Origin of the sequence: Nocardia sp. NPDC052316 (genome assembly GCF_044547795.1) — a bacterium.
Classification (GTDB): Bacteria; Actinomycetota; Actinomycetes; order Mycobacteriales; family Mycobacteriaceae; genus Nocardia.
This window is the reverse complement of record NZ_JBIUBB010000006.1, coordinates 667568-683279: the sequence shown is the minus strand read 5'-3', so window position 1 is coordinate 683279 and position 15712 is coordinate 667568. Positions and strand designations below refer to the sequence as shown.

At 67.0% G+C, this 15712-nt stretch carries 14 protein-coding genes; 4 read left to right on the top strand and 10 right to left on the bottom strand.

Annotation, left to right across the window (positions count from 1 at the left end; translation table 11 throughout):
* Positions 1–567 (top strand): hypothetical protein (locus ACIHA7_RS30710; RefSeq protein WP_397294381.1); only part of this gene is annotated, 567 nt, incomplete at its 5' end.
* A gap of 170 nt (positions 568–737) precedes the next feature.
* Here the strand turns inward: ACIHA7_RS30710 and ACIHA7_RS30705 are convergent.
* The 6 genes from ACIHA7_RS30705 to ACIHA7_RS30680 form a co-directional block, all read right to left on the bottom strand.
* Positions 738–1595 (bottom strand): alpha/beta fold hydrolase, encoded by an 858-nt coding sequence (locus ACIHA7_RS30705; RefSeq protein WP_397294380.1) that lies wholly within the window; start codon positions 1593–1595, stop codon positions 738–740.
* 125 nt (positions 1596–1720) lie between these two features.
* The gene (locus ACIHA7_RS30700) at positions 1721–2983 is read right to left on the bottom strand and encodes an acyl-CoA dehydrogenase family protein (RefSeq protein ID WP_397294379.1); all 1263 of its coding nucleotides are present in this window, start codon (positions 2981–2983) and stop codon (positions 1721–1723) included.
* Positions 2984–3010: 27 nt separating this feature from the next.
* Entirely contained in the window at positions 3011–3889 is an 879-nt protein-coding gene (locus ACIHA7_RS30695; protein ID WP_397294378.1) for an SDR family oxidoreductase, read from the bottom strand.
* Between the two features lie 59 nt (positions 3890–3948).
* The gene (locus ACIHA7_RS30690; RefSeq protein ID WP_397294377.1) at positions 3949–4827 is read right to left on the bottom strand and encodes a MaoC/PaaZ C-terminal domain-containing protein; all 879 of its coding nucleotides are present in this window, start codon (positions 4825–4827) and stop codon (positions 3949–3951) included.
* Positions 4828–4888: 61 nt separating this feature from the next.
* Positions 4889–5326 carry an SRPBCC family protein gene (locus ACIHA7_RS30685; RefSeq protein ID WP_397294376.1) on the bottom strand — a complete coding sequence of 146 codons (438 nt, stop codon included), beginning with the start codon at positions 5324–5326 and terminating at the stop codon, positions 4889–4891.
* A gap of 55 nt (positions 5327–5381) precedes the next feature.
* Positions 5382–6587: a lipid-transfer protein gene (locus tag ACIHA7_RS30680; RefSeq protein WP_397294375.1), complete on the bottom strand. Its 1206-nt coding sequence runs from the start codon at positions 6585–6587 to the stop codon at positions 5382–5384.
* Between the two features lie 389 nt (positions 6588–6976).
* Between ACIHA7_RS30680 and ACIHA7_RS30675 the strand changes: the two genes are divergently transcribed.
* A complete protein-coding gene (locus ACIHA7_RS30675; RefSeq protein WP_397294374.1) occupies positions 6977–8629 on the top strand; it encodes a purine-cytosine permease family protein in 1653 nt (550 codons plus the stop codon).
* Between the two features lie 152 nt (positions 8630–8781).
* Complete coding sequence (locus ACIHA7_RS30670) at positions 8782–9930, top strand: serine hydrolase domain-containing protein (protein ID WP_397294373.1); 1149 nt, start codon at positions 8782–8784, stop codon at positions 9928–9930.
* Between the two features lie 3 nt (positions 9931–9933).
* On the opposite strand, the gene ACIHA7_RS30665 is transcribed toward ACIHA7_RS30670, so the two are convergent.
* The 3 genes from ACIHA7_RS30665 to ACIHA7_RS30655 all read right to left on the bottom strand — a co-directional run bounded on the left by ACIHA7_RS30665 (position 9934) and on the right by ACIHA7_RS30655 (position 13105).
* A complete protein-coding gene (locus tag ACIHA7_RS30665; protein WP_397294372.1) occupies positions 9934–10578 on the bottom strand; it encodes a TetR/AcrR family transcriptional regulator in 645 nt (214 codons plus the stop codon).
* Positions 10579–10630: 52 nt separating this feature from the next.
* A complete protein-coding gene (locus ACIHA7_RS30660) occupies positions 10631–11797 on the bottom strand; it encodes an MFS transporter (RefSeq protein WP_397294573.1) in 1167 nt (388 codons plus the stop codon).
* A 309-nt stretch (positions 11798–12106) separates the two neighbouring features.
* Positions 12107–13105, bottom strand: coding sequence for a GlxA family transcriptional regulator (locus ACIHA7_RS30655; RefSeq protein ID WP_397294371.1), 999 nt, complete (start codon positions 13103–13105; stop codon positions 12107–12109).
* A gap of 129 nt (positions 13106–13234) precedes the next feature.
* Between ACIHA7_RS30655 and ACIHA7_RS30650 the strand changes: the two genes are divergently transcribed.
* On the top strand, positions 13235–14122 hold the full coding sequence (locus ACIHA7_RS30650; protein WP_397294370.1) for an NAD(P)-dependent oxidoreductase: 888 nt from the start codon (positions 13235–13237) through the stop codon (positions 14120–14122).
* A 97-nt stretch (positions 14123–14219) separates the two neighbouring features.
* Here ACIHA7_RS30650 and ACIHA7_RS30645 read toward each other — a convergent pair whose 3' ends face one another.
* Positions 14220–15437 carry an NADP-dependent isocitrate dehydrogenase gene (locus ACIHA7_RS30645; RefSeq protein ID WP_397294369.1) on the bottom strand — a complete coding sequence of 406 codons (1218 nt, stop codon included), beginning with the start codon at positions 15435–15437 and terminating at the stop codon, positions 14220–14222.
* Between the last annotated feature and the right edge of the window lie 275 nt (positions 15438–15712).

Genomic DNA, 15712 nt, shown 5'->3' with positions numbered 1-15712 from the left:
GTCGACGGCCTCACAAACCGGATCGACAGCCTGGCAGGGCAAGTCGACGACCTCACGCAACGAATGGACGGCCTCGCCGGGTGCGTCGACGGCCTCACAAACCGGATCGACAGCCTGGCAGGGCAAGTCGACGACCTCACGCAACGAATGGACGGCCTCACCGGGTGCGTCGACGGCCTGACGGACCGGATCGACGGCCTGGCAGGGCAAATGGCTGGCCTCACGGGGCGCGTCGACGGCCTGACGGACCGGATGGATGGCCTCACAGGGCGTGTCGAAGGCCTCACGGAACGAGTGGACGGCCTCATGGGACGCGTCGACAACCTGACAGACCGGATCGACGGCCTCACAGAACAGATGGGCGGCCTCGCAGAACAGATGGGCGGCTTTACAGAACGAGTTGACGGCCTGGCAGGAAAAGTGGACGGACTGACAGTGCGAGTGAGCCGGGTCGAAGGTCAGATGACTCAACTGACTTCGGCGGTGCAGCAGAACTCGGTGACTCTCGATCTGGTGGTCGAGCTACTGCGGAAGCAACGGTTGGTGCCGCACGAGGTTGAGGGGTAGCCGGTGTGCAGGACACGACGGCGGTCCGGCGATGGTCGCTCGGCTGGTTGCCGGCACGGTCACAAGGCATCCGCACTGACCCCGCTGGAAGGGAAGGGATGCGTCGGGGATCGGGTTCGGCCGATCCGCAACCGCGACAACTCGACTCGGTTGCCGCCGGAGGCGTGAGCTCAGGATGCGACGCCGGTCTGCTTGCTGTCGCTGCGGGGAAATCCCAACAGGAGTCGGCAGATCTCGTCGGGCACATCGAGTTGTGGGCAGTGGCCGACACCGGGAAGTGCCACGAACTCGCTATCGGGCAACAAGGCGTGCAACGCACGACCGGCGGACACTGGGATGATGCGGTCCTCGGTGCCGTGCACGATGAGGACCGGGCAGGTGAGGACGAGATCGGTGTGGCCGGACGGGTGTTCGCGGGCGTAGCGGACGGCATCACGGCCACGGGCGGCGACGGCCGCCATGTCGGGTACCGAACGTACTGCGGAGGTGAGGAATTCACGGTCGGCGACCACGCCTGGGCCATAGACGAACAGCGCTACCGCGCGCCGTACAGCCCAGCGCACCAGGGCGGTCGGGATCGGCAGCGACCCGACCAGACGAAAGAACCTGCGGTATTCGCGCAGCCGACCCACCCTGGCCAACCAGTGACGGGCCAGCAGTGGCTCGTCGAGGGTGACCACCGCGGTGACCGCACCACTCGGATGACGTGCGGCAGCGTGCAACGCGGTCGCCGCACCGAGCGAGTTGCCGACAAGGGTCAATGGACCGTGTTCCGCGATGATCGCGTCCACGAAGGCATCGAACTGCGGGGTCAACGGCCCAGGTGCCCGCTGGTCCGCCAGCCCGAAGCCGGGCAGGTCGACGGCGAACGCCGTACGGCCCGCCGCCGCCAGGCCGGCGAGAACGCCACGCCAGGTGTCCGCGCTGTCGGCGTAACCGTGCAACAGCAGGATCGGCGTGCCGGTCCCCGATACCGAGAGCACTCGGGTGCCGACATCGTTGTAGCGGGCGGTGGTTTCAGTGATCATCGGCCGATTGCCCCTTACCAGCACGCAACCACGCGGGGTGCGCGCGACTAACGGCGTTTCGAGGGCAGGACGAGAAGTCCCGGGCGCGCACGCCGTTGTGGCGCGCCCGGGGCTCGGCGAAACCGTTACGCCAACAGACCTTTGGCGATGTGGGTCACCTGAATCTCGTTGCTGCCCGCGTAGATCATCAGCGACTTGGCGTCGCGCGCAAGCTGTTCCACGCGGTACTCGGTCATGTACCCGTTACCGCCGAACAGCTGCACCGCCTCCATCGCGACCTCGGTGGCCGCCTCGGACGCGTAGAGCTTCATGGCCGACGCCTCGGCGAGCGTCGGCGGCTTACCGGCGCGACCCCGCTCCAGCGTGTTGAACACCATGTTCTGCACGTTGATCCGGGCGATCTCCATCTTGGCCAGCTTGAGCTGGACGAGCTGGAAGCGACCGATCTCCTGACCCCAGAGTTTGCGGTTCTTCGCGTAATCCAGGCAGAGCCGGTGACATTCGTTGATGATGCCGAGCGCCATGAAGGCCACCCCGATGCGTTCGGCGGTGAAGTTGGACCGGGCGCTGTCCCGGCCGTCGCCGCCCTTGTGCTCCTCGGTCTCACCCAGCAGCCGGTCCTTGCCGAGGCGCACGTTGTTGAAGAACAGCTCGCCGGTGGGCGAGGCGTGCAGGCCCATCTTCTTGAACGGCTTGCCCTGGGTGAGACCGTCCATGCCCTGGTCGAGGACGAAGGTGAGCACCTTGCGTTCGCGCTTGTCGCCGCCGTCGCCCTCGTCGAGCTTGGCGTAGACGATCATCACGTCGGCGAACGGACCGTTGGTGATGAAGGTCTTCTGACCGTTCAACAGGTAGTCGTCGCCGTCGCGCCGGACGTAGGTCTTCATGCCGCCGAACGCGTCGGAGCCCGAGTCGGGCTCGGTGATCGCCCACGCCGCAACCTTTTTCATGGTCACGATGTCGGTGAGCCAACGCTCCTGCTGCGCCAGCGTGCCGCGCGACATGATGGTGGTGGCGCCGAGACCGATGCTGACACCCATCGCGGTGACCAACCCCATGCAGACGCCGGACAGTTCACCGATCAGCACCGCCATCAGCGATTCCTGCCCGGCGAACGGGCTGCCGCCGGAGGACTTGTCCCGCTTCTTCTCCGGTAACGGCTCGCCCGCGGCGATCGCTTCAGCCTTGGCACGCTGCTTCGCCAGCAGCTTCTGCACCGCTTCGCCGCCCATGGCGTCGATCCCGAACTCGCTGAACAGCTTCCGGATGATCGGATACGGCAACAGTTCGCCGCTGTCGAGCGCGTCCAGGTTGGGCCGGATTTCCTTGTCGATGAACGTCCGCACGGCATCGCGGATCAGCACATCGGTCTCGGACCATTCGAACATCGTTGTTCTCCTACTCTCGCCCGTACGTCACGGTAGCCGTGCGGAGATGTCGTCGATCAGCCACGGTCCGTCGGTCTCGATCGTCTTCACGTCGTGCCAACCGGCCAACTCGGAGATGGCCCCGCCCTGCACCGCGAACACCTTGCCGGTGATGGGGCACTTGTCCGAGGCCAGGTAGGCCACCAGCGGCGAGATATTGGCCGGACTGAACGCGTCGAACTCGCCCTCTTCGATCTCGTCCGCCTCGGCCGCCATCATGGCGCCCATGCCGGGTGTGGCCAGCGTGAGGCGGGTGCGTGCGATCGGCGCGATGGCGTTGACCCGCACCCCGTAGCGGGCCAGCTCGTCGGCCGCGACAAGGGTCAGCGCGGCGATCCCCGCCTTGGCCGCGCCGTAGTTGGCCTGGCCCGCGTTCGGCACCGTGGTGCCGGAGGCGGACGCGGTGTTGATCACCGCGGCGTTCGGCTGATTGCCCGCCTTGCTCTGGTCTTTCCAGTAGGCGGCGGCGTGGTGCAGCACGGCGGCGTGCCCCTTGAGGTGCACCGCGATCACCGCGTCCCACTGCGCCTCGTCCATGCCCGCGATGAACGCGTCGCGCAGGATGCCCGCGTTGTTGACCACGATGTCGAGGCCGCCGAGCTCGGCGACCGCCTGGTCGATGACGCTCTTCGCGCCGTCCCAGGTGGCGATGTTCGCGGTGTTCGCGATCGCCTTGCCGCCCGCGGCGATGATCTCGTCGGCGACTTCTTGTGCGGGGGTGAGGTCGGAGCCCTCACCCTCGTTGCTGCCGCCGAGGTCGTTCACGACCACGGCCGCGCCCTCCCGCGCGAACAGCAGGGCGTGCTCGCGGCCGATGCCACGACCCGCACCGGTGATGACGGCTACTCGACCTTCGAGTGCACCCATCGATGTCTCCTCTTCCTGAATTCTGTGCTGAATAGTGCGGCGGGATACCGGCTTCGCCGTCAGTCGGCTATCTCAGCGAGCCCGTCGCTGAGCACCACGTCTTCGCCGCGCACGGTCTCGAAGGCATAGGTCGTCACGCCGTCCGCCGAGCCCACCTGCCAGATGCGGGTCTCCAGATCGTCACCGGGAAAGACCATCTTGGCGAAGCGCACCGCAAATCGCTTGAGCCGGTTGACATCCGACCCGCCGACCTCGGTGAGCACCGCCCAGGACGCGAAGGCCATGGTGCACAGCCCGTGCGCGATGATGCCGGGCAGCCCGGCATCCTTGGCGACCTGATCGTCCAGGTGCAGCGGCACCGGATCACCGGAAGCCGGTGAGTAGCGGAAGGTTTGGTCGTCGTCGACGTGCTGCGCGACGACGGCCACCGGCCGCTGCGCGCGCAGGCTGTCGTCGAACTTGTGCGGCGGCGCCGCGGCGCCGACCGTCTTGCCCGCGTCGATATTGCGGAAGAACGCGGTCAGGTACTGCTCGTTGACCAGTTCCCCGGCCTCGGTGCGGCATTCGATAAGGATGGTGATGGCGGTGCCGTTGGACCGGCTGGTGTAACCGGTCGCCTTGGCGCGCGAGACCAGCTTGTCGCCCGGCTGGATGGCCCGGTGGAAGTGGAAGTCCTGCTCGCCGTGCACCACTCGGCCGAAGATGTCCATCGGCGCGACCTCGATCACCGGCATCATCATCGCCTCGAAGACGGGGACGATCGCGAAGACCGGCGACGCGACCTTGCCCGTCAGGTGGGCCTCGATCGGATCGTTGGTGGCCGCGGCGTATTCGGCGATCCGCTCCCCGGTCACCTCGAATGTCTCGTCGTCACACCAGGTTTCGAGACCGGCGTCGTCGAACTCGACCAACCGCGCCGCACTGGTCTCCGAAGTCATGCTGCGCCCCTTTCGACGGGAGCCGCAAGCCCTGCGTGGTTACCCAGGCGGCCGCCGGTCGTCATGCCGAGGCCAGCGCGTCGAGCTGCTCGAGCGACTTGTCCAGCTGCTTGAGGCCGTCCTTCTCCACCGCCTTGCCGAGCGCGCCCTTGATCAGCGCGCCCTCGAAGTCGCCGGAGACCAGGATGGTGCTGCCGCCGTCGCCCTTGGGCTGGATGTCGAAGGTGAATTCGGTCTTCACACCGGCCATTCCGATGCCGCCGAGGGTCAGTTTGGTCGGCTGCTCGACGGACACGACGGTCCATTCGAGCTTGTTCGCCATGCCGAGCATGACGATCTTGGCGACCAGCTTCGCGCCCTCGGTCAGCACGGCGGGCGGCTCCTCCATGAAGCGCTCGTGGATGGTGAACCACTTGTCCCAGGTGTTCGGGTCGGAGACGACCGTCCAGAGCGCCTCGGGGGTGGCGTTGACGTCCTTGGTGGCTTCGATGTGTCCCATGAGATGACTCCTCGTCGAGTGTCGTTGTGCGAGTTCGGTGCGGTTGGCGCGGCGCTCAGCGGTCGGCGCGCTGGTAGGCGGTCACGACCGCAGCGCCGCCGAGGCCGATGTTGTGCTGCAGGCAGGCGGTGACGTTGTCGACCTGGCGTTTGTCCGCGGTGCCGCGCAGCTGCCAGGTGAGCTCGGAGCATTGCGCCAGACCCGTCGCGCCCAGCGGATGCCCCTTGGAGATGAGACCGCCGGAGGGGTTCACCACCCACTTGCCGCCGTAGGTGGTCAGGTTGTCGTCGACCAGCTTTCCGGCCTCGCCCTCGCCGCACAGGCCGAGCGCCTCGTAGGTCAGCAGCTCGTTCGCCGAGAAGCAGTCGTGCAGCTCGATGGCCTGGAAATCCGCCGGGCCGAGGCCGGACTGCTCGTACACCCGCTGCGCGGCGTGGACGGTCATGTCGTAGCCGACCAGGTTCTTGGCGGTCTCGTCGAAGGTCGACTTGAAGTCGGTGGTCATCGCCTGCCCGACGATCTCGACGGCTTGGGCGGCCAGATTGTGCTTGTCCACGAAGGCCTCGCTGGCCAGGATCACCGCACCGGAGCCGTCGGAGGTCGGCGAGCACTGCAGCTTGGTGAGCGGGTCGTAGATCATGCGCGAGCCGAGGATGTCGTCCATCGAGTACTCGTCCTGGAACTGCGAGTACGGGTTGTTCACCGAGTGCTTGTGGTTCTTGTAGCCGATCTTGGCGAAGTGCTCGGCGGTGGTGCCGTACCGCTTCATGTGCTCACGACCGGCCGCGCCGAACATCCACGGCGCCACCGGGAAGAGCACCTCGGAGATCTCGGCGAGCGCCATGATGTGCCTGGCCATCGGCTGTTCGCGGTCGTCCCAGGTGGAGCCGAGCGAGCCGGGCTGCATCTTCTCGAAGCCGAGCGCCAGCGTGCAGTCGGCCAGGCCGCCTCGAATCGACTGTGCCGCGAGGTAGAGCGCGGTCGAGCCGGTGGAACAGTTGTTGTTGACGTTGACCACCGGGATGCCGGTCATGCCGAGCTCGTAGACCGCGCGCTGGCCGGAGGTGGATTCGCCGTAGACGTAGCCGACGTAGGCCTGCTCGACCAGGTCGTAGGCGATGCCCGCGTCGGCGAGCGCCTTGGTCCCCGACTCCCGCGCCATGTCCGGGTAGTCCCAATCGCTGCCGTCTTCGTTCTTGCGGCGGCCCGGCTTCTCGAACTTCGTCATGCCGACGCCGACGACGTAGACCTTGTTCGCCATCGAACTCCTCAGGTTGTGCCCGTCCCGGCGTGCCTCGCCGGGTGCCGCCCGCAGGGGGCGGTGACCGATCCGTCCGGATCCGCTGAAACAAACATACAGAGATGTATGTAAGTACGCAAGGCTGTCAGCGTTACCCGAGGTTGCGGATATCTAATAGCCAGGTGGTAGCGCCTGGTCGCCGACATACAGCCAAAGGTGTATGTCTTGCCAGTTCAGGCTGGTACGCACGCCTTCCCAGCGACCCGCGCGCCGCGCTCACCGCATTGCTGTGACGTGACTCACCGCCCGCGATGACGTAACAGCCGCGTAATCGTTCGGAAATTCCCCGTCCACAACCGTGTACGACCGTCGAACGGTTGCTGTTGTTGATGCGGGGATGAGGAGTAAACGTGGTCGAGCTCGATACCCGATCGTCGAATGCGGACGGGATCGCCGCGGCGAAGGAAACACTCGAGGACTACACCCTGCGGTTCGCGCCACGCAGTTACCGGAAATGGAGCCCGGCCGTCGTCGGGATCTCCGCCCTCGGCGGCATCGCCTACCTGGCCGACTTCGCCATCGGCGCGAATATCGGTATCGCGCACGGCACCGGAAACGCTTTGCTCGGAATCGGTTTCTTCGCGATCGTCGTGATGCTGACCGGATTTCCGCTGGCCTATTACGCGGCGCGCTACAACCTCGATCTCGACTTGATCACCCGCGGTAGCGGATTCGGTTATTACGGCTCGGTGCTCACCAATGTCGTGTTCGCCTCGTTCACCTTCATCTTCTTCGCGCTGGAGGGGTCGATCATGGCCCAGGGGCTGGAACTCGGCCTCGGCGTGCCGCTCTGGCTCGGCTATCTCGTGTCGACGGTGCTGATCTTCCCGCTGGTCATCTACGGCATGAACACGCTGGCCAAGCTGCAGGTCTGGACGACACCGCTGTGGCTGCTGCTGATGGTGCTGCCGTTCGGGTTCCTGCTGGTGCGCCACCCGGATTCGGTGTCGTCGTTCTTCGCCTACGGCGGCGAGAACGGTTCCGGGGTAAGCATTTCCGGCACGCTGCTGGCCGCGGGCGTGTGCCTGTCGCTGATCGCGCAGATCGCCGAGCAGATCGACTACCTGCGCTTCATGCCGCCGCGCACGCCGGAGAACGCCCGTAAGTGGTGGGGCTGGATGCTGCTCGCCGGACCGGGCTGGGTGGTCTTCGGTGCGCTCAAGCAGGTGGTCGGGCTGTTCCTCGCGGTGTATCTGATCGCGAATCTGCCTGCCGCGCAGGGCATCGCCAACCAGCCGGTGCACCAGTTCCTGGAGATCTACCGGGACATGGTGCCGGGTTGGCTGGCCATGACGCTGGCCGTGGTGCTCGTCGTGATCAGCCAGATCAAGATCAATGTCACCAATGCGTACTCGGGGTCGCTGGCCTGGACCAACTCCTACACCCGGGTCACCAAGTCCTACCCCGGCCGGCTCATCTTCCTCGCGGTGAACCTGGTGATCGCGCTGATCCTGATGGAAGCCAACATGTTCGACTTCCTCAACAACATCCTCGGCTTCTACGCCAACTGCGGCATCGCCTGGATCGTCACCGTCGCAACGGATATCGCGGTCAACAAGTACCTGCTGAAGATCTCGCCGAAGCAACCGGAGTTCCGCCGCGGCATGCTCTACGACTTCAACCCCGTCGGCCTGGTCGGCTTCGGGCTCTCGGCGGTGCTGTCGATCATGACGTTCTTCGGCCTCTTCGGCGACCTGCTCAAGCCGTACTCACCGATCGTCGCGCTGGTGGTCGCGTTCGTCGCCACCCCGCTCACCGCGATCGCCACCAAGGGCAAGTACTACCTGCGCCGCAGCGACGACGGCATCGACCTGCCGATGTTCGACGAGCACGGCAACCCGTCCGGCGAAACGCTGACCTGCCACGTCACCGGACTGGAGTTCGAACGCCCGGACATGATCGCCTCGGCGGTCCCCGGTCCCGAGGGGGAAATCCAGTACATCAGCTCGCTCGCACTGTCCACCGACAAACACGGTCACCACCTGCTCCCCCAGCAGCACTGACCGCCGCCAGGGGCATGGCCGCGCACGCCGCTGCCATGTCCCTGCGCGGAGCAACGCGTGGTAAGCCGCTCTGTCGCTGCGATTTCGGCTAGAGTCGATGCCACGTTACCCACCCAGGGGGTCGGATGTTGTTGCGGCGGTTCGGGATTGCAGTGATCTCGGCAATCGTGCTGGTCGGCTCGGCGGCGACGGGCGCGGTGGCCGCTCCGGCGGTCACCGATCGCGCGCCACTGCAACGGGCAATGAACGAGCTGATCGCCGCGGGCGCGGCCGGTATCCAAGTGCGGGTGCACGATGGGCGCGGCGAGTGGACCGGTACCGCCGGCGTAGCGCAGGTGGACCGGCCGGAGCCGGTACCGGCGGACGGCCGGTTCCGTATCGGCAGTATCACCAAGATGTTCGTGGCCACGGTGCTGCTGCAGTTGGTGGGTGAGGGCAGGCTCGGGCTGGACGATCCGGTGCAGCGGCACCTACCGCAGTTCGGCCTCGACCCGCGCATCACCGTCCGAATGGTGTTGCAGCACACCAGCGGCCTGTTCAACTACACCGGCGAACTGAAGCCCGACGGCAGCTTCGAAGAGGGAATCCTGCCGACCTCCGGCAGGGCGGCCGTGGACGCCGTCCGCCGGGACTACCGGCCCGACGAACTGATCCGGACCGCACTGGCCAAGCCCGCACTGTTCGAACCCGGCGCCGACTGGTCCTACTCCAACACGAACTATCAGCTGGCCGGACTGCTGATCGAAAAGGTCACCGGCCTGCCGTACAGCGTGCAGATCTACGGCCGAATCGTGGCGCCGCTGGCCCTCTGGGAGACCTTGGTTCCCGGCAGTTGGCCGGAGATCATCGGACCGCACGCACACGGCTACCTGTCCTACGGCGAAGGCGACGCACAGATCACCGCCGACATGACCAGCCAGAATCCGACCTGGGCCGGGGCCGCCGGGGAGATCATCTCCACCACCCGGGACCTCGACACCTTCCTGACCGCGCTGTTCGGCGGCCGGCTCCTCGCGCCACCGCTGCTCGCCGAGCTGCGGGCGACCCGGGCGATCGCGCCCGGGCTGGCCTATGGCCTCGGGTTGATGGAGCAGGAGCTGGGCCCGGACTGTGTCGGTCTCGGCCACAACGGCGGCGTTCCCGGCTACTACTCCGACGCCTACAGCACCGCCGATGGCAGTTCGCGGATCGAGGTATCGATCACCACCGGTCCCGGCGTGCGCATGGACGACCTCGAGCAGGTGGCCGAGCTTTCCGCGAGGGCGCGGTCGGTGCTCGCCGAGGGGTTGTGCGGCGAATAGGCGTCAGTCGGCCGCGCGAACGTCGGCGAGGGCGGCTTCGGCGATGTTGCGCAGGTGCGTGGTGGCGCGGCGCCAACGGCGTTGCGCGCGTTCGTTGTCCGGGTCGACGAAGTTGGAGATCAGGATGCCGCGCAGCGCATCCATCGCGGTGTAGATGAAATCGCGCGCCTCTTTGCGCCGGATCTCGTCCGGCACGAACCGGGCGACCGCCATCAACACCGCGTTGTTGACGAACGGCTCGACCTTCTCCATCGCGGCGGCCAGCACCGGATCGGTGCGCCCGGCCACCCACAGTTCGACGGTCGCGATGAACAGCGGACCCTGGTGCAGCTCCCACAGGAACTCCAGCGCCGCGGCGACCGGATCGTCGCCGCGCTCGACCTTGGCCATCTCCCGCATCGCGGTCTCGGCGCGCAGTTGCGCCAGGTGGCTGATCGCGGCCACCACCAGATCGGTCTTGGAGCCGAAGTGGTGCACCTGCGCGCCGCGGGTGACCCCGGCTCGTTCGGCGACCCGCGGCGTGGTCGTGCCCGCGTAGCCGTACTCGACCAAGCAGTCGATGGTCGCGTCGAGCAGCCGGGTCCGCATCTCGGTGCTGCGCTGTTCCTGGGTGCGGCGCTGCGGTTTCGCGACTTCGATCCTGGCCATCCGGCGATTCTACACTTACATACAGCTCTGTATGTTCAGATGACGGCGAGCGTCAGGCGACCAGCGCGGCCGCCGCGACCAGGCGAGCGTCCCGGCGAGCCACCGCGACGGTGATCGCGAACAGCAGCACGCCGACCACGGCGAGGCCTGCCCCGACCATGGCGGGCGCGGTGTAGCCGAGACCGGCGGCGATCACGGCCCCGCCGAGCCAGGCCCCCGCGGCGTTGGCGATGTTCAGCGCGGCGTGGTTCAGCGCGGCGGCCAGGGTCTGCGCCTCGTGCGCCACGTCCATCAGCCGGGTCTGCAATCCGGGCGCCAGGGACGCGCCGGTCGCGCCGACCAGGAACGCGCCGATCGCGGCGGTGTACGGGTTGTGCGCCGCCGCGACGAAGACGGCGAGGATCACGGCCATGCCGATCATCGAGGCGTAGATGGCCCGATCGACGCCGCGGTCGGCGAGCACGCCACCGACGATATTGCCGACCACCATGCCGACGCCGAACAGCATCAGCACCACCGGTACCAGGGCGGCGGACATCCCGGCGACGCCGGTGAGGGTGGTGGTGATGTAGGTGTAGACGGCGAACATGCCGCCGAAGCCGATCGCACCGACCAGCAGGGTCAGCAGCACCTGGGGACGGCGCAGGGCGCCGAGTTCGGTGACCGGGTTGGTCATGGTGATGCCGGTGAGCTCCGGGACGTACCTGATCAGGGCGGCGACCGTCGCCAGCCCGATGACCGCGACCACCACGTAGGCGTCGCGCCAGCCGAGGTGCTGGCCGAGCCAGGTCGCGGCGGGAACGCCGACAACATTGGCGGCGCTCAACCCGAGCATAACCGCGGCAACCGCTTTGGCGCGCTGCCCGACCGGGGCGAGCGTGGCGGCGGCCAGCGAGGCCACCCCGAAGTAGGCGCCGTGCGGCAGCCCGGAGACGAACCGGGCGAGCACCAGCGTGTGGAAGGTCGGCGCGAGCACGGTCGCCGCGTTGCCCAGCGTGAACGCCACCATCAAGGCGATGAGCAGCTTCTTGCGGGACACCCGCGCGCACAGGGCGGCGAGCACCGGCGCGCCGATCACCACGCCGAGCGCGTACGCCGACACCGCGTGGCCCGCGGTCGGCTCGGAGACATGCATGGCGCGCGCGATGTCCGGCAGCAAACCCATGGTGACGAATTCTGTTGTGCCGATACCGAACCCGCCGAGTGCCAGCGCGAGCATGGCAGGCAGATGCCAAGTCGTCCGCGCGGCTTCGGGGCGTGCGGGGGCCTGGGTGGCGAGGGGAGTGGTCACGTATCCATGAAACGCCTCCGCAGGCGGTTTCGCTTCCCGAGTAAACGTGAGGTGAGACACGCCACCGTAAAGAAAACGTGCAGGTCAGAATGTAAAACCGCGCAATAGGGACACCTTTTGCGGCACGACCTGGCAAATTCCATTCGGAAACAATGACGTACCCAAAAGGGCTCCGGCCGCCGCCGACTGGATGTGGGCAGCGTCATCGGATTCGCTTCCGCCGTCGAGCCATTCGGCTCAGGCCGCGGGCGACTCGCGCTGCTCGAAGGTGCGCCGATACTCGGCGGGGGTGACACCGACGACCGCCGCGAAGTGGCGGCGCAGATTCGCGGCGGTGCCGAAACCGCACAGCCTGCTGATCCGCTCGACAGCGAAGTCGGTGGACTCCAGCAGCGCCTGCGCGCGGGCCAGCCGCTGGGTGAGCAACCACTGCTTCGGTGTGACCCCGATGGACTGCCGCATGCGCCGGTGAAAGGTGCGCGGGCTCATGGTGGCGCGGGCCGCGAGTTCCTCGACGGTGAGTGGCTGATCGAGGTGGGCGACGGCCCATTCGAGCGCCGGACCGAGGTCGGCCTCGGCGCGGGCCTGCACGGACAGGTCGACGAACTGCGCCTGGTCGCCCGACCGTCGCGGCGGGGTCACCAGGCGTCGGGCCAGCCGGTTGGCGACGGCGGCACCGAAGTCGCGGCGCACCAGGTGCAGCGAAAGGTCAACGGCGGCGGTCATTCCCCCGCTGGTGAGGATGTCGCCGTCATCGACGTAGAGCGCCGTGCCGTCGACCCGGACGGCCGGATGACGGCGGGCCAGGATCGGCGCGTGCTCCCAGTGCGCGGTGACCCGGCGTCCGTCCAGCAGGCCCGCGGCGGCCAGCGCGAACATGCCGTTGCACAGGGCGACCATCCGCGCTCCCCCGCGATGCGCCGCGCGGAGCCCGTCGAGCAGTTCCGGCGGCACCGGGCGCTCGCCGGTGACGCAGTCGTAGGCGATCGAGGGCACGAAGACGGTGTCGGCGCGCAGCAGTTCGTCCGGGCCGTACTCCGCCCGCAGATAGGCGCCGCCGCCGATCGCCGACTCGGGCGCGGCGGGCAGCACCGAGCACACCCGCAGTTCGTACCAGGGATCGGCGAGGTCGGGGTGCGGGGTACCGAAGATCGCGGCGATCACGCCGAGCTCGTAGAGGTCCCAGGGGTGCAGCGCGCCCGGCGTGACGGCGATCGCGACGACATGACCGGTCATGGCCGCCAGCATATGGCAGGAAACGTTCGGTCGAGGGCGGTCCTGCCACTCACACCCTGACGGCCCGAGCTTGAAAACTGGTCTGCGGGCGCCCACTTCATCAGCACGCACGACACTCACGGAGGAATCATGACCAGCGACCGCACAGCGGTGACCGTGCTCGGTCTCGGCCGCATGGGCGCGGCGACCGCCCAGGTCCTACTGCGCAACGGCCACCCCGTCACGGTGTGGAATCGCAGTGCCGGTCGGGCACCGCACCTGGACGCGCTCGGTGCGGTCCGGGCGGTTTCGCTCACCGAGGCGCTGAAAGCCGCGGAGCTGATCGTCATCTCGGTGCCCGAGACCGCGATCGCGGCGACGCTCCTGCACACCGCACCGGAGGCGATGGCAGGCCGCACCGTAGTGAATCTATCGACGGGACGCCCGGCCGAGGCGCGCGAGCTCGAAGCCTGGATCGCCGGACAGGGCGGGCGCTTCCTGGACGGTTCGATCCTCGGTATGGAGGAGACGATGGGCACGCCGGAGTCGACGATCATCTACAGCGGCTCCGCCGAGGCCTCGGCCGACCACCACGCGGTGATCGCCGAACTGGGCACGGCGAAGCACCTCGGGACGGAGGTCGGGCTGGCCGGCGTGCACGACCTCGCGATACTGGCGGGCATGTACGGCCTGTTCGGTGGGTTCTTCCAAGCCGTTGGCATGCTGAGCCGCGCGAACCGGAACGCGGCGGACCCCACCGGTGCACTACTGGTGCCGTGGCTGCACTCGGTCATCGACACGCTGCCCGCACTCGCCGCCCAAATCGATGACGGTGAGTTCCCGCCGACCATGGCCAGCGTCGAGGAGCATCAATTCGTCTTGCGGATGCTGCTGGCGACGAACCGCGAGCAGGACCTGCCGACCGACCTACTGGATCCGCTGCTGCGGTTGTTCGACGCGGGCGTCGAGCACGGCCACGGCGCCGACAGCCTGACGCGAGTCGTTCCGCTGCTGCTCAACAGTCCAGCCCGCACCTAGAAACAATCCGGGCACCCGTACCACCGAGTGGTGCGGGTGCCCGCGGAGCTCATCCCCCGGCGCCGGATCAATGCCAGCGCCGGGTTTGTTCACCAACTCAACGCAGTGCGCGAGCCAGGTTCGCATCGAGCGCGCCGAGGAACTCCTCGGTGCTCAGGTAGCCCTGGTCACCGCCGACGAGCGAGGCCAGGTCCTTGGTCATCTGGCCGCCTTCGACGGTCTTGATGACGACATCCTCGAGGGTCTGCGCGAAGCCGATCACCTCGGGGGTGTTGTCCAGCTTGCCGCGGTGCTCGAGCCCGCGCGTCCAGGCGAAGATCGACGCGATCGGGTTGGTCGAGGTCGGCTTGCCCTGCTGGTGCTGTCGGTAGTGCCGGGTGACGGTGCCGTGCGCGGCCTCCGCCTCACAGGTCTTGCCGTCCGGGGTGAGCAGCACCGAGGTCATCAGGCCGAGCGAGCCGAAGCCCTGCGCCACGGTGTCGGACTGCACGTCACCGTCGTAGTTCTTACAGGCCCAGACGTAACCGCCCTCCCACTTCATGGAGGAGGCGACCATGTCGTCGATCAGGCGGTGCTCGTAGGTCAGGCCCGCCGCGTCGAACTGGGTCTTGAACTCGGCATCGAACACGTCCTGGAACGTGTCCTTGAACATGCCGTCGTAGGCCTTGAGGATGGTGTTCTTCGTCGAGAGATACACCGGGTAGTTCTGCTGCAGGCCGTAGTTGAACGAGGCCCGCGCGAAATCGATGATCGATTCCTTGAAGTTGTACATGCCCATGACGACGCCGCCCTCTTCGGGCATCTTCACGACCTCGTGCTGGATCGGCTCGCTGCCGTCCTCGGGCGTGAAGGTCACGGTGACCGTGCCAGCCTGATACACCTTGAAATCGGTGGCGCGGTACTGGTCGCCGAACGCGTGCCTGCCGATGATGATCGGCTTGGTCCAGCCGGGCACCAGGCGCGGCACGTTGGAGATGATGATCGGCGCGCGAAAGATGGTGCCACCCAGGATGTTGCGGATGGTGCCGTTGGGCGAGCGCCACATCTTCTTCAGGCCGAATTCCTTGACGCGGGCCTCGTCCGGGGTGATGGTGGCGCACTTGACGCCGACCCCGTGGCGCTTGATCGCCTCGGCCGCGTCGATGGTGACCTGGTCGTCTGTCTTGTCCCGGTACTCGATGCCCAAGTCGTAGTACTCGAGATTCACATCGAGATACGGATGGATCAGCTTGTCCTTGATGAACTGCCAGATGATCCGGGTCATCTCGTCGCCGTCGAGTTCGACGACGGTACCTTCAACCTTGATTTTGGACATGGATCTTCGTGTCCTCCTAGGATGGTGCCCTCATTGCACGGCCAGGTGAACACGCTTGTGAGCGGACCCCAGCTGTTCCAACAGACAACGTATATGCCCCGCGTTGTCCGCGAGACGTGTGGTGCAAACAAGACAAGCGTACTGCTGCCGATGATCGTGGTGTGCGGGCAGCCCCCCGAGTGAGAAACCCCACGAACTTACTGACTGGTAGGTCATTGCGCAATTCGCAGGTCGCCGCGCCGGACGAGCGCGGTCCGCGCACCGCCGGGCAGGCG